The organism is Palleronia salina (genome assembly GCF_900141995.1).
Lineage (GTDB): Bacteria > Pseudomonadota > Alphaproteobacteria > Rhodobacterales > Rhodobacteraceae > Palleronia > Palleronia salina.
Genome location: NZ_FQZA01000002.1, coordinates 32,472 through 45,842, shown reverse-complemented (window position 1 = coordinate 45,842; position 13,371 = coordinate 32,472). Strand labels below are relative to the sequence as shown.

Sequence of the window (13,371 nt, the reverse complement as noted above, 5' to 3'; positions counted from 1 at the left end):
ATGCTGGGCCGGCTTGCCGAACAGCCCGCGGACAAGATCCTGTCGCTGATGCAGGACTTCGCCGCCGATCCGCGTGGCGACAAGCTGGACCTGGGCGTGGGCGTCTACCGCGACGATGCCGGGATCACCCCGGTCATGGGCGCGATCAAGCAGGCCGAGCTGGCGCTCTGGGAAGTGCAGAAATCCAAGTCCTATACGGGCCTCGCCGGCGATCCGGCCTTCGCCGCCGCGCTGGGCGACCTGGTGCTGGGCGATGCGGCGGGCCGCGACCGGCGCGCGGCCATCGCCACGCCCGGCGGTACCGGCGCGGTGCGGCAGGGGCTGGAACTGGTGGGCCTCGCCGCGCCCGAGGCGACCGTCTGGGTGCCCGAGCCCAGCTGGCCCAACCACCTGTCGATCCTCGCGCATCTGGGCCGCCCGCATCGAACCTACCGCTACTACGATCCCGCCACCGGCGCCGTCGATGCGGACGGCATGGCCGCTGACCTGGCGGGCCTCGCCAAGGGCGACGTGGTGCTGCTGCACGGCTGCTGCCACAACCCCACCGGCGCCGATCCCGACATGGCGCTTTGGGAGAAGATCGCGGACCTTTTGTCGGAGCGCGGCGCGATCCCCATGGTCGACCTGGCTTACCAGGGCTTCGGCGACGGGCTCGACGCCGATGTCGCCGGCCTGCGGCACCTCGCGCGCCAGCTGCCCGAGATGCTGATCGCCACCAGTTGCTCGAAGAATTTCGGGCTCTACCGCGAACGGGTGGGGCTGCTCGTGGCGCTCGCGCCCGATGCGGCCACGGCGCGGCGCGCGCAGGGCACGCTGGAGCATCTGAACCGTCAGAACTACAGCTTCCCGCCCGATCACGGCGCGCGGCTGGTGACCATGGTGCTGACCGACCGACCACTGCGCAACGCGTGGCAGCAGGAACTGGCGCATATGCGCGACCGCATCCGCGACCTGCGCGGCACCCTCGCCGAGGAATTGCGCCGGCAGACCAATTCCGACCGGTTCGACGTGCTCGCCGCGCAAAAAGGTATGTTCTCGCGCCTGCCCGCCACGCCCGACCAGGTCGCCACCATGCGCCGCGGACACGGGATCTACATGGTGGGCGACGGCCGGGTGAACCTGGCGGGCCTGACCACGAAAACGGTGCCGCAGCTGGCCCGCGCCATGGTCGCCGCCGGCTTCTGATCCGTAGGCAAGGCCCGGACCGAATGCCGGCGGGGTCGAAGCGCCGCGGCCCGTGGCATCACTGGTCTTCAAATACTTCTGCGCACCGTCTGCCGCGTGCTCAACGCCCCGAGATCCAGCGCGACACCAGGACGTGGAGAAGGGGCACGACAGCGCACAGCCCCGCCGCCAGCCCCAGCGCTCCGATGCCGAACCCGCCCAGCACCGACGCGCCCACGGCCGAGCCCAGCGCCGCGCCCACGTAGATCGCCGCCGCGTTCAGCGACAGGATCACGCTCGCCGCCCCGGGGTTCAGCCCGATGATGCGCACCTGCTGCCCGGCCATGAAGGACCAGCCGAAGATCGACCAGACCAGCAGCAGCGCGAACAGGGCGGGCGCGGGCACCGGCAGCAGCGAGAAGACAGGCATCACCAGGATCTGGGCCGAGCTGAGGATCACCAGCGTGCGGACCGGCCCCAACCGGTCGGTCATGCGTCCGCCCAGGATGTTGCCCATCACCGCGCCCAGGCCGAAGACCACCAGCGCGGCGGTCACGCCGTTGCGACCGAAGCCCATGGTCTGCTCCAAGAGCGGCGCAAGATAGGTGTAGAGCACGTAGACCGAGCCCAGGAAGCTGGCCGTGAACAGCACCGCCAGGATGACGGGTCCGTCCAGCAGCGTGCGGCCCAGCTGGCGCAGGGACGCGGGCGCGACCTCCAGCCCCTTGGGCACGCGCGTCCAGATCAGCCACAGGCAGGGCAGGGCCAGCGCCACGACGATCAGGAAGCCGGCCCGCCAGCCGAAGGTGTAGCCCACGAAGCTGCCCACGGGCACGCCCAGCACCTGCGCCACGGTCAGGCCGACGATGACATTGGCCAGCGCCCGTCCGCGCGCCTGCGGCGGCGCCAGCGCGGCGGCGACCGAGGACGTGACGGGCGTGAACATCCCCGCGCCCGCCGCGGCGACCACGCGGCTCAGGTGCAGAACGAATTCGCTCGGCGCCAGCGCGGTCAGAAGGTTGCCGCCGGCGAAAATCGTCATCGCCAGCGCCAGCACCCGGCGGCGCCCCAGCGCGCCGGTCAGCGACACCAGGAACGGCGACAGCAACGCGTAGGCGATGGCATAAGTCGTCATGGCCGCGCCCACGCGCGGCGGCGAAAGGTCCATGTCGTCGGCGATGGGCGTGACCAGCCCGATCAGCACGAAGGCCCCCATCCCGATCACGAAGTTCGAGGCCGAGAGGCTCCAGATCACCGTGCGGTGACCGCCTGACGTGTCATCCATAGGTGGGGTGGAACCGGCCCGCGGGCGAGGGGGTGAAGATCTCGGCCCCGTCGGCGCGGATGCCGATGGAATGCTCGTACTGCGCCGACAGCGACTTGTCGCGGGTCACGGCGGTCCAGTCATCGGCCAGCACCTTGGTCTCGGGCCGGCCGAGGTTCACCATGGGCTCGATGGTGAAGAACATGCCCTCTTCCAGCTCGGGACCGGTGCCGGGGCGGCCGTAATGCAGCACGTTGGGCGGGGCGTGGAACACCCGGCCCAGCCCGTGACCGCAGAAGTCGCGAACGACCGACATGCGCTGGCTTTCAACGTAGCTCTGGATCGCGTGGCCGATATCGCCGAAGGTGTTGCCGGGCTTCGCGGCCTCGATGCCCTTCATCAGCGAGTCGTGCGTCACCTGCAAAAGCCGGTCGGCCTTGCGGCTGAGCTTGCCGGCCACGTACATGCGGCTGGTGTCTCCGAACCAGCCATCGACGATCACGGTCACGTCGATGTTCAGGATGTCGCCGTCCTTCAGAACCTTCTCGCCGGGGATGCCGTGGCAGACCACGTGGTTCACGCTGATGCAGCTGGCGTGCTGGTAGCCCTTGTAGCCGATGGTGGCCGAGGTCGCGCCGGCCGCCGCGATCCGGTCCTCGATCATCTTGTCCAGCGCGGCGGTGGTGACGCCCGGCTGCACGTGGGGGATCAGCTCGTCCAGGATGGTGGCCGCAAGGGCACCGGCCTTCGCCATGCCGGCGAAGTCGTCCGGGTGATGGATGCGGATGCCGTCCTTGGTCAGGCGGCCACGGTTGGTGTCGTCCACGGGTCTGGCTTTCGTCTTTTTGCGTCGCAGCGAACATAGGCGCGCGGGGCGGCGTTGACCACCCGCCGCCGGTTCAGGCGCGGATGGGTAGCGGGCGGCGCAGGGTGATGGCCGCGGTCGAGATGGCGGTATCGTAGCAGATCGCCTCGACCCCCGCCGCCCGGGCCCGGTCGAAGGCCGCGCCGTAGCCCGGGTCGAGGTCGCGCGCCAGGTCGAAGGCCGCGCAATCGGTGCGCTGCACCAGATACAGCATCACCGCCCGGTGGCCCTGGCGCACCATGTCGGCCAGTTCGTCCAGGTGCCGCGCGCCGCGGGCGGTGACGCAATCGGGAAACTCGGCCAGGTCGCCGTCGCGGCGCAGGTGGACGTTCTTCACCTCGACATAGGCATCGGGCAGGCCGGGCTGGCTCAGCAGGAAGTCCACGCGGCTTTTCTGCCCGTATTTCACCTCGGGTTTCACGCCCTGGTAGGCGGCCAGCTCGGCGATCCGACCGGCGCGCAGGGCTTCGCCGACCACGCGGTTCGGCACGGCGGTGTCGATGCCCGACCATTCGCCGTCCCCCAGCTCGACCAGGCGCCAGCCGTATTTCAGCTTGCGCTTGGGATCGTCGTTCGGCTCCAGCCAGATCGGCGTGCCCGGCGCGTTCAGCCCCATCATCGTGCCGGGGTTGGGGCAGTGGGCGCGCACCAGCGTCCCGTCCTCGAGCGTCGCCTCGCTCAGGAAACGGTTCCAGCGGCGGACCAGCCGGGCGCGGACAAGAGGGGTTTGAAAGCGCATGGGCCGGGCCTACAACGCTGGCAACCGACCCTCAAGGAGCGTGCCATGCCCAACCCAACCGCCGCCATGCTGGTCATCGGGGACGAGATCCTGTCGGGGCGCACCCGGGACAGCAACATGCACCACCTGGCGGGGCGGTTGACCGAGCACGGGATCGACCTGCGAGAGGTGCGCGTGGTGGCCGACGACCCGGACGCCATCGAACGGGCGGCGCGCGCGTTGTCCGAGGCGTTCGATCATGTCTTCACCTCGGGCGGGATCGGTCCCACCCATGACGACATCACCGCGGAATGCATCGCGCGGGCCAAGGGCGTGCCGATCGGCGTCCGCGACGATGCGCGCGCGATCCTCCAGGCCCATTACGACCGCCAGGGCGGCACCCTGAACGACGCGCGGCTGCGCATGGCCCGCATCCCCGAGGGCGCGACGCTGATCGACAACCCGGTGTCCGCCGCGCCGGGGTTCTCGCTGGACAACATCCACGTCATGGCCGGCGTGCCGCAGATATTCGAGGCGATGGTCGCGGGCCTTTTGCCGACGCTGACCGGCGGCGCGCGCGTCGAAAGCCGCACGATCCGGGTGGAGCGGGGCGAGGGCGACATCGCCGAGGCGCTGGGCCAGGTCGCGTCAGACTACCCGGACCTTTCCGTCGGCTCCTATCCCTTCGTACAGAAGGGCCGCTTTGGCGTGAATGTCGTCGTGCGCGGGTCGGACGTGGACCGGCTCGAGGCGGCGATGGGCGCGCTGAAAACCCATTTCCCCGAGGCGGCCGAGTGAACCTGCCGCAGGCGGTCATCGACGCGACGCTGGCCGCCACCTGGCCACCGGCCCGCAGCTGGCAGCACGGGCCCTGGACCCTGCGCGACGGGGCGGGCGGCGGCAAGCGGGTCTCGGCCGCCACCACCGACACCGCGGTGGGCGAGCGGGACATCACCGCCGCCGAGGCCGCCATGGACGACGCGGGCCAGCAGGCGCTGTTCCAGGTGCGGCCCGACCAGTCCGACCTGGACGCGCGGCTGGACGATCGCGGCTACCTGACCGTGGACCCGACGGTTCTGTATCACGCCCCCGTCGCCCAGATGGCGGGGGATCCGCCGCCGCCGGTCACCGGCTTCGGCGCGTGGCCGCCGCTGCAAATCCAGCATGACATCTGGGCGGCGGGCGGCATCGGTCCCGCCCGTGTCGCGGTGATGGAGCGGGTCGCGGTGCCGAAGATCGCCATCCTCGGCCGCGCCAGGGATCAGCCTGCCGCGACGGTGTTCGTCGCCGCCGCGTGCGATATCGCCATGATCCACGCGCTGGAAACCCGGCCCAAGTTGCGCCGCAACGGCGCCGGGCGCACGCTGATCAGCCACGCGGCCCACTGGGCGCGGAAGAATGGCGCCACGACGCTCACGCTGCTGGTCACGCGCGCCAACGATCCCGCGAACGCGCTCTACCGGTCGCTCGGCATGGCGGAACAGCCATGCTACCACTACCGCATCAGACCATGAGGCCCCGATGAAAGACGACGCCCCGACCGCGCTGGACCTGCCGATGGTGGATCCGCTGCCGCCCGAAACGCAGAAATACTTCGACATCTGCCAGGACAAGCTGGGGATGGTGCCCAACGTCCTGCGGGCCTACGCGTTCGACATCGACAAGTTGAACGCCTTCACCGCGCTCTACAACGACCTGATGCTGGCCGACTCGGGCCTGTCGAAGCTCGAGCGCGAGATGATCGCGGTGGCGGTCTCGTCGGTGAACAAGTGCTACTACTGCCTTGTCGCCCACGGCGCGGCGGTGCGGCAGTTGTCGGGAGATCCGGCTCTGGGCGAACAGATGGTGATGAACTGGCGGGTGGCGAAGCTCGACGCGCGGCAGACCGCGATGCTGGCCTTCGCCACCAAGCTGACCGAGACGCCGCACCTGATGGGCGAGACCGACCGCAAGGGGCTGCGCGACGTGGGCTTCACCGATCGCGATATCTGGGACATCGCCTCGGTCGCCGGCTTCTTCAACATGACCAACCGCGTGGCCAGCGCGTCGGAGATGGCGCCGAACCCCGAATACCACGCGCAGGCGCGATGATCCGACCGGCCGTCCTGGCGGCGCTTCTTTCGGCGCTGGCGGGCGTGGCGGGTGCGGTCACGCTGGACCTGCCGGGCGACGCCGTCCGCACCGCCGAGCGGGTCGAGCAGGGCGCCAGCGTCCGGCTGCCCAGCGGGGCGTGGGACGGGGCTCAGGTGCCGGTGACGCGCACTGCGGGCACCGTGACCCGCACCGCGTGGCAATTGCGGGGGCAGATGATCACGCCGTTGCAGCTGCGCGATGCCCTTGTTCCGCAGCTTCAGGCCGCCGGCTGGACCGTCACGTTCGAATGCCTCGACCGGGTGTGCGGCGGCTATGATTTCCGCTTCGCCTCGAACGCGCTGCCGGCGCCCGCGATGTACGTGGACCTGGGGAATTTCCGCTACTTGCTGGCCGAGCACGGGACCGGCGCGCGGCTGTCGCTGATGCTCAGCCGCGGTGGCGGATCGGCCTTCGTGCAGCTGACCCACGTGGCGCCCGAGGGCGGTGCCAGCCCCGAGGTGTCGGACTCGTCTCCGGTGGGCGGGACCCAGGCGCCTGCATCGGACCCCGGAACGTCCGCCGCGGGGGACTCCGCAACGGTCATCGATGAGCTTCGGCGAAGCGGGCGCGCGGTGCTCGAGGGGCTGCTGTTCGCCACCGGGGCGGCGACGCTGGACCCGGGCGAGTCGTCATCGCTGCGGGCGTTGGCGGATTACCTGTCCGAACGACCCGGGATGCAGGTGGCGATCGTGGGCCATACCGATACGGAAGGCGGGCTCGATCCCAATGTCGCGCTGTCGCGGCGTCGGGCGCAGGCGGTGCGCGATGCCCTGGTCGATGACTTCGGCGTCGACCCGGGGCAGGTCACGGCCCACGGCGTCGGCTTCCTCGCGCCACGCGCGAACAACGACACGGCCGAAGGCCGTTTGGCCAACCGCCGTGTCGAGGTGGTGCGAATTACGAATTGACAGGGCCTTTACCAGGCGTCGGGGCCTTTCTCTGCAAAGGCGTGCACCAGGAAATCGATGAAAGCGCGGACCTTGGGCTGGGTGAACCGGCCCGGCGGGTAGACAGCGTAGATCCCCTGCATTTCCTTGGGGAGATCGGGGATCGCCTCTTCGACGAGGCCTTGCGCCATCGCGTCGGCGTAAAGGAACGAGGGCAGGTAGGCGATGCCCAGCCCCGAGATCGCGGCATTCAGCAGCGACTGCCCGTCATTGACCGACAGCCAGCCCGCGGTGCGGACCTGCCGCTTTTCGCCCGAGGGCGCGGTCAGCTTCCAGACCGATCCGTTGGACTGGCTGGAGTAATGCAGCAGCTTGTGTTCGTTCAGGTCGTCGATCTTCATCGGCCGGCCGTATTTCTGGAAATAGGACGGCGACGCGATCATCCGCTTGGACGTCTCGGTCAGCTTGCGGGCGCGCAGGGTGCTGTCCTCGAGCTCGCCGATGCGCACGGCCATGTCGAAGCCTTCGCTGATCAGCTCGACGTAGCGGTTGTTCAAGACCATGTTCACGGTGATCTCGGGGAATTCCGACAGGAAATCGCCAAGGATCGGGCTGAGGTGGTTCACGCCGAAATCGGTTGCGACGCTGATGCGCAGCAGGCCCGACGGCGCCGATTGCATGGAGGTGACAAGGCTGTCGGCCTCGCCCGCGTCGTTCAAAACGCGCCGCGCCCGGTCGTAATAGGCCAGGCCGATCTCGGTCGGGCTGACCCGGCGCGTGGTGCGGTTCAGAAGGCGTGCGCCCAGCCGCGCCTCGAGCGACGAGACGTGTTTCGAGACGGCGGATTTCGAGATCCCCATCTTCTTCGCCGCGTCGGTGAATCCACCCTGATCCACCACCGTGGCAAAAGCTTCCATCTCGGTCAGTCGGTCCATTGCGCCTTACCTTGGTTGGCTGTTCCGGTTCAGGGAACAATCTCGCCCCACAATCGGGCAGGATTGCGGTGCCGGACCGACAATAAGGGGGTGATTGTCGGATCGTTCCCCAAGCCGAAACACGCGCGCACCGGGCGGCGAGTTTCACGCCACCCGGCGAAAAGCCGAATGAATTTCGCGGTTTCGCGGGGCTACAGCGTGGCGGCCAGGCGCGTGCCCTGGTCGATGGCGCGCTTGGCGTCCAGCTCGGCCGCCACATCCGCGCCGCCGATGACGTGGCAGGGCGTGCCCGCGGCTTCGAGCGTGTCCGCCAGGTCGCGCAGGGGGACCTGACCCGCACACAGCACCACGTTGTCGACCTTCAGGACCTGCGGCGCGCCGTCCACGGTAATGTGCAGCCCGTCGTCGTCGATCCGGTCATAGGTGACGCCGGCCATCATCCGGACACCGCGCATCTTCAGCCCGGCGCGATGGATCCAGCCCGTGGTCTTGCCCAGCCGCTTGCCCGGACGCTCGGTCTTGCGTTGCAGCAGGTAGACCTGACGCGCGGGGGCGTCGGGGTGCGGGCCATCGGGGTCCAGACCGCCGCGCGCGTCGGCGGGATCCTCGATCCCCCACTCGCGCAGCCATTCGGGCAGGTGCTCGGTCGGGCTGTCCTCGGTGACCAGGAACTCGGACGTGTCGAAGCCGATGCCGCCCGCGCCGATCACCGCCACCGACTGGCCCACGGGCGCCTTGTCGCGCAGCACGTCGATATAGCCCAGCACGCTGGGGTGGTCCTGTCCCGGGATCTGCGGGTCGCGCGGCGCGACGCCCGTGGCGATCACCACCTCGTCGAAATCTGCCAGCATGTCCGCCGTGGCCTCGGTGCCCAGCCTGAGCGTCACGCCCGCCTCGTCCACCGCGCGGACGTAGTAATCGACAAGGCCGATGAACTCTTCCTTTCCTGGGATGGCCTTCGCCATGTTCAATTGCCCGCCGATCTGGTCGGCGCGGTCGATCAGCGTCACGTCGTGGCCGCGTTCGCGGGCGGTCAGCGCGACCGACAGGCCGGCGGGGCCTGCGCCGACCACCGCGATGCGCTTGGGCGTTTCGGCGCGCTCGACCACCAGCTCGGTCTCGTGGCAGGCGCGGGGGTTCACCAGGCACGACGACAGCTTGCCGCCGAAGGTGTGGTCGAGGCAGGCCTGGTTGCACGCGATGCAGGGCGTGATCGCGTGGGCCCGACCCGCCGCGGCCTTGGCCACGAAGTCCGGGTCGGCCAGGAAGGGCCGCGCCATGGAGACCATGTCGGCGCAGCCATCGGCCAGCACGGATTCGGCCACGTCCGGCATGTTGATCCGGTTCGACGTGATGATCGGGATCCCGACCTCGCCCATCAGCTTCTTCGTGACCCAGGCGAAGGCGCGGCGCGGCACCGACGTGGCGATGGTGGGCACGCGTGCCTCGTGCCAGCCGATGCCGGTGTTGATGATGGTGGCGCCCGCGGCCTCGACCTTGCGGGCCAGTTGAACGACTTCGTCCCAGGTCTGGCCCTTGGGGATCAGGTCGATCATCGACAGCCGGTAGATGACGATGAAGTCGTCACCGACCGCCTCGCGCACCCGACGTACGATTTCCACCGGCAGTCGCTGGCGGTTTTCCAGGCTGCCGCCCCAGCGGTCGGTGCGATGGTTGGTGTGCTCGACCAGGAACTGGTTGATGAAGTAGCCTTCGGAGCCCATCACCTCGACCCCGTCATACCCGGCCTCGCGCGCGCGGGCAGCGGCGGTGACGATGTCGGCGATCTGCTTCTCGATGCCGTCCTCGTCCAGTTCCTTGGGCGGGAAGGGCGAGATCGGCGACTTGATGGCCGAGGGCGCGACGCAGTCGGGGGAATAGGCATAGCGGCCGGCGTGCAGGATCTGCATGGTGATCTTGCCGCCCGCGTTGTGCACCCGGTCCGTCACCACCCGGTGGTTCGCGATGTCCTGGTCATTGAACAGCCCCGCCGCACCGGGAAACACGCCGCCCTCGCGGTTCGGGGCCATGCCGCCCGTGACCATCAGGCCGACACCGCCTCGGGCGCGGGCAGCATAGAACTCGGCCACCCGGTTCCAGTCCCGTGTCTCTTCCAGGCCCGTATGCATCGAGCCCATGAGCACGCGGTTCTTCAGCGTGGTGAAGCCCAGGTCGAGCGGGGCCAGAAGGTGTAGGTAGTCGGACATCGGGCGCTCCTCCGCAGCGGTGTGAGGCGCAGTCTGCGCAGCTGGCGCGAAGGTGTCACCCCATACGCGGCGTCATTCGCCGCTGTCGGCGCAGTGCATGCGGAAGGATCGTTTCAGAAGATCCAGCTCGGCCCGCAGCTGAGACAATTCGGCCAACAGATCGCCGTCCAACGCGCGCCCCGCCGAGACGTGGCAGCTGCCCACCGCGGCCCCGGTCTCGGCATCGGTCAGCAGCAGGGTCTGCACCCCGTCGGACAGCATCGCGTCGGGCAGGCGCAGCCGCATGGACCAGCCGGTCTCGGCGCGCTCGAAATCGGGCAGAGCGACGGGCCGGCTGCGGTGGGTGGCCTTGAGGCGCGGCGCGCTGTCGCCGGCGTGGCCGACCGGTGCGAGCGTCACCTGCCAAGTCCCCGAGTCGAGCGACGCGGTGCTGACGGTCCAGCGGGATCTTTGGATGTCGGTCATGGCGTTCGGCCCTCTCCGGTCAGACTTCGGACCGCACGCGGCGGGTCACGAGAAGGTCCTGGATGACGATGCGGTTCATGGCGGGGCTGTCGAAGATCAGGTCGATCCAGGCGCCCGAGATGCGCGCCTGATCGATCCCGGCATAGGCCATGTCGAAGGCAAGCCCCCAGGTATCCTCGGCCTCGGGAATCGGTGCCATCTCGTGCACGATCTGCTCGGTATTGGGGCCGTGCCGCACGTTCAGGCGCGCCAGCATCTCGATCGGCCGCTCGCGCCGCGCGCACATCCGCACCTCGATGATATGGTGCCGCTTCAGATCCGTCAGGCCGTGATCCGGCAGGTCCATGACCAGGCTCAGGAACGAGCCGTCGAACTGGAAGCACTCCAGCGCGATTTTCGGCGGGCGTGGCGGCGACAGCTCCTGCCGGGCGCTGAAGGTGGGATCGGTGCAGTCGTGGAACAGCTTGAGCGTCGTGCCCAGCGGGGTGCCGGTTTCGGGCGCGACCAGCATCGCGCCGGGCTGGGCGGCCTCCCACGCCGCCGGGCGCCAGGACCAGTCATCGGCGGCGGCCGGTGCAAGCTGCCCCGAGGCCGGCCCTCTCGACCGCTCCGCCGCGGCGATCGCCTGGTCCAGCGCGCCGCGCAGGCCACGCGCCGTGTCACCGAGCTGACCAAGGGTTTCCGGATCGAGGGCGGCCGCGTCGCGACCGACCTGCGTCCAGTACTTCAGCGCGCGTCGATGGGCCAATCGATCCAGCCTGCCCATGAGCTTCATCGCCTGCGCCCCTCCGTTGACCACGCGCGGTCCCGTGTCACACGAGACCTAGAGGTCCATGTAGACGTGCTTTTCCGCCTTGCCGCCCGGGTGCGTGACCGCGCCCTTGCGGGTGTCGCCGACGAGCTGGGCGTATTTCCACAGCGCGCCGCTGGCATAGATCGTCTCGCGCGGGCCGGACCAGGCGGCGCGGCGTTCGTCCAGCACCTCGGCCGGAAGGTCCACCGACAGGGTGCCCTCGATCGCGTCGATGGTGATCATGTCGCCGTCCTGCAGCAGCGCGATGGGCCCACCATGGGCGGCCTCAGGGCCGACATGGCCCACGCAGAAGCCCCGCGTCGCGCCCGAGAAGCGGCCATCGGTGATCAGCGCCACCTTCTTGCCCATGCCCTGGCCCGACAGCGCGGCAGTGGTCGCCAGCATCTCGCGCATGCCGGGGCCGCCAGCGGGACCCTCGTTGCGGATGACCAGGACCTCGCCTTCCTCGTAGGACCGCGCCTTCACGGCGGCGAAGGCGTCTTCCTCGCATTCGAATACGCGGGCGGGGCCGGTGAAGACCTGTTGCTCGGCGCTCATCCCGGCCACCTTCACGATGGCCCCCTCGGGCGCGAGGTTGCCCTTGAGGCCCACGACGCCGCCGGTCTTGGTGATGGGCGTGTCGATGGGATAGATCACGCGGCCATCGGCCTCGCGCTCGACCCGGTCGATCTCCTCGCCGATGGCGCGGCCCGACGCGGTCATGCAGTCCTCGTGGATCAGCCCCGCCTTGCGCAGCTCCTTCATCACGACCGGGATGCCGCCCACGTCGTAAAGGTCCTTCGCCACGAACTGGCCGCCGGGCTTGAGGTCGACGAAGTAGGGGGTGTCGCGGAAGATGTCGCAGACATCCATCAGGTCGAAATCGATCCCGGCCTCGTGGGCCATGGCGGGCATGTGCAGGCCGGCATTGGTCGACCCGCCGGTGCAGGCCACCACGCGCGCGGCGTTTTCCAGCGACTTGCGGGTGACGATGTCGCGGGCGCGGATGTTCTGCTCGACCAGGTGCATGACGGCGCCGCCCGACGCCTCGCCGTACTGGCCGCGGGATTCGAACGGCGCGGGCATGCCCGAGCTGTTGAACAGCGCTAGCCCGATCGCCTCGGACACGCAGGCCATGGTGTTGGCGGTGAACTGCCCGCCGCAGGCACCGGCCGACGGGCAGGCGACACGCTCCAGCACGGCCAGTTGCGCGTCGGTCATCTCGCCCGCCTGGTAGCGGCCCACGGCCTCGAACATGTCCTGCACGGTCAGGTCGCGCGTGGCGAAATCCTCGGGCACGTCGGCGCCCTCGGGCACCTTGCCCGGCAGGATCGACCCGCCATACATGAAGACCGACGGCACGTTCAGCCGGATCATCGCCATCATCATGCCCGGCAGCGACTTGTCGCAGCCCGCCAGCCCGACCAGCGCATCGTAGCCGTGGCCGCGCATGGTCAGCTCGACCGTGTCGGCGATCGCCTCGCGCGAGGCCAGGGACGAGCGCATGCCCTCGTGTCCCATGGCAATGCCGTCGGTCACGGTGATGGTGGTGAATTCACGCGGGGTGCCGCCTGCCGCCTTCACGCCCAGCTTGACCGTCTGGGCCTGCCAGTTCAGCGCGATGTTGCAGGGCGCGGCCTCGTTCCAGCAGGTCGCGACGCCGACGAAGGGCGCGTCGATATCTTCCTGCGTCAGGCCCATGGCGTAGTAATACGACCGGTGCGGCGCCCGGGCCGGGCCATCGGTGACGTGGCGGCTGGGCAGCTTGGACTTGTCGGCTTTCGACTTCAACATGGTGACGCTCCGGCAGGCAGTGTTTTCCATCGCATATGGGACGGTGCGCCTGCACACAAGGGATTTGGCCGGGCGCCGGCGTCGGTTTGCACCCGACGGTTGGGCGGGCTAGGTACCATTTCACCCTCACGAGTTGGATCGGCCGA

The 13,371-nt window shown here is 69.3% G+C and carries 13 protein-coding genes; 5 read left to right on the top strand and 8 right to left on the bottom strand.

The window, feature by feature from the left end:
• Nucleotides 1-1,185, top strand: a complete 1,185-nt coding sequence (locus BUB76_RS03090; RefSeq protein ID WP_073126641.1) for an amino acid aminotransferase — start codon at nt 1-3, stop codon at nt 1,183-1,185.
• Between the two features lie 100 nt (nt 1,186-1,285).
• Here the strand turns inward: BUB76_RS03090 and BUB76_RS03085 are convergent, their stop codons facing one another.
• From BUB76_RS03085 to sfsA, 3 genes are all read right to left on the bottom strand, one after another.
• Nucleotides 1,286-2,449 carry an MFS transporter gene (locus BUB76_RS03085; RefSeq protein WP_084140510.1) on the bottom strand — a complete coding sequence of 388 codons (1,164 nt, stop codon included), beginning with the start codon at nt 2,447-2,449 and terminating at the stop codon, nt 1,286-1,288.
• Nucleotides 2,442-3,254, bottom strand: coding sequence for a type I methionyl aminopeptidase (map, locus tag BUB76_RS03080; protein WP_073126637.1), 813 nt, complete (start codon nt 3,252-3,254; stop codon nt 2,442-2,444). The genes BUB76_RS03085 and map overlap by 8 nt, the downstream gene beginning before the upstream one ends.
• A gap of 73 nt (nt 3,255-3,327) precedes the next feature.
• Complete coding sequence (gene sfsA, locus BUB76_RS03075; RefSeq protein WP_073126635.1) at nt 3,328-4,032, bottom strand: DNA/RNA nuclease SfsA; 705 nt, start codon at nt 4,030-4,032, stop codon at nt 3,328-3,330.
• Between the two features lie 45 nt (nt 4,033-4,077).
• Here sfsA and BUB76_RS03070 point away from each other — a divergent pair, with 45 nt between their 5' ends.
• From BUB76_RS03070 to BUB76_RS03055, 4 genes are read left to right on the top strand one after another with little or no spacing between them, the layout of a single operon-like run.
• Nucleotides 4,078-4,809 (top strand): competence/damage-inducible protein A, encoded by a 732-nt coding sequence (locus BUB76_RS03070; protein WP_073126633.1) that lies wholly within the window; start codon nt 4,078-4,080, stop codon nt 4,807-4,809.
• Nucleotides 4,806-5,525 carry a GNAT family N-acetyltransferase gene (locus BUB76_RS03065; RefSeq protein ID WP_084140509.1) on the top strand — a complete coding sequence of 240 codons (720 nt, stop codon included), beginning with the start codon at nt 4,806-4,808 and terminating at the stop codon, nt 5,523-5,525. Before BUB76_RS03070 ends, BUB76_RS03065 begins: the two co-directional genes overlap by 4 nt.
• A 7-nt stretch (nt 5,526-5,532) precedes the next feature.
• Nucleotides 5,533-6,102 (top strand): peroxidase-related enzyme, encoded by a 570-nt coding sequence (locus BUB76_RS03060; protein WP_073126630.1) that lies wholly within the window; start codon nt 5,533-5,535, stop codon nt 6,100-6,102.
• A complete protein-coding gene (locus BUB76_RS03055) occupies nt 6,099-7,052 on the top strand; it encodes an OmpA family protein (protein ID WP_073126628.1) in 954 nt (317 codons plus the stop codon). The genes BUB76_RS03060 and BUB76_RS03055 overlap by 4 nt, the downstream gene beginning before the upstream one ends.
• 8 nt (nt 7,053-7,060) lie before the next feature.
• Here the strand turns inward: BUB76_RS03055 and BUB76_RS03050 are convergent, their stop codons facing one another.
• The 5 genes from BUB76_RS03050 to ilvD all read right to left on the bottom strand — a co-directional run bounded on the left by BUB76_RS03050 (nt 7,061) and on the right by ilvD (nt 13,225).
• A complete protein-coding gene (locus BUB76_RS03050) occupies nt 7,061-7,966 on the bottom strand; it encodes a LysR family transcriptional regulator (protein WP_073126626.1) in 906 nt (301 codons plus the stop codon).
• A gap of 191 nt (nt 7,967-8,157) precedes the next feature.
• Entirely contained in the window at nt 8,158-10,173 is a 2,016-nt protein-coding gene (locus BUB76_RS03045; protein ID WP_073126625.1) for an NADPH-dependent 2,4-dienoyl-CoA reductase, read from the bottom strand.
• Nucleotides 10,174-10,245: 72 nt separating this feature from the next.
• Nucleotides 10,246-10,638, bottom strand: a complete 393-nt coding sequence (locus BUB76_RS03040; RefSeq protein WP_073126623.1) for a hypothetical protein — start codon at nt 10,636-10,638, stop codon at nt 10,246-10,248.
• Nucleotides 10,639-10,657: 19 nt separating this feature from the next.
• Nucleotides 10,658-11,437 carry a DUF6478 family protein gene (locus BUB76_RS03035; RefSeq protein WP_139250765.1) on the bottom strand — a complete coding sequence of 260 codons (780 nt, stop codon included), beginning with the start codon at nt 11,435-11,437 and terminating at the stop codon, nt 10,658-10,660.
• A gap of 24 nt (nt 11,438-11,461) precedes the next feature.
• Entirely contained in the window at nt 11,462-13,225 is a 1,764-nt protein-coding gene (ilvD, locus tag BUB76_RS03030; protein ID WP_073126619.1) for a dihydroxy-acid dehydratase, read from the bottom strand.
• Nucleotides 13,226-13,371: the final 146 nt, after the last annotated feature.

Bases quoted from the DNA above. Each gene is read 5' to 3' on its own strand.
- BUB76_RS03055 (WP_073126628.1), top strand. From the start codon at position 6,099: ATGATCCGACCGGCCGTCCTGGCGGCGCTTCTTTCGGCGCTGGCGGGC.
- BUB76_RS03040 (WP_073126623.1), bottom strand. From the start codon at position 10,638: ATGACCGACATCCAAAGATCCCGCTGGACCGTCAGCACCGCGTCGCTC.
- BUB76_RS03070 (WP_073126633.1), top strand. From the start codon at position 4,078: ATGCCCAACCCAACCGCCGCCATGCTGGTCATCGGGGACGAGATCCTG.
- BUB76_RS03085 (WP_084140510.1), bottom strand. From the start codon at position 2,449: ATGGATGACACGTCAGGCGGTCACCGCACGGTGATCTGGAGCCTCTCG.
- BUB76_RS03050 (WP_073126626.1), bottom strand. From the start codon at position 7,966: ATGGACCGACTGACCGAGATGGAAGCTTTTGCCACGGTGGTGGATCAG.
- BUB76_RS03060 (WP_073126630.1), top strand. From the start codon at position 5,533: ATGAAAGACGACGCCCCGACCGCGCTGGACCTGCCGATGGTGGATCCG.
- BUB76_RS03045 (WP_073126625.1), bottom strand. From the start codon at position 10,173: ATGTCCGACTACCTACACCTTCTGGCCCCGCTCGACCTGGGCTTCACC.
- sfsA (WP_073126635.1), bottom strand. From the start codon at position 4,032: ATGCGCTTTCAAACCCCTCTTGTCCGCGCCCGGCTGGTCCGCCGCTGG.
- BUB76_RS03090 (WP_073126641.1), top strand. From the start codon at position 1: ATGCTGGGCCGGCTTGCCGAACAGCCCGCGGACAAGATCCTGTCGCTG.
- ilvD (WP_073126619.1), bottom strand. From the start codon at position 13,225: ATGTTGAAGTCGAAAGCCGACAAGTCCAAGCTGCCCAGCCGCCACGTC.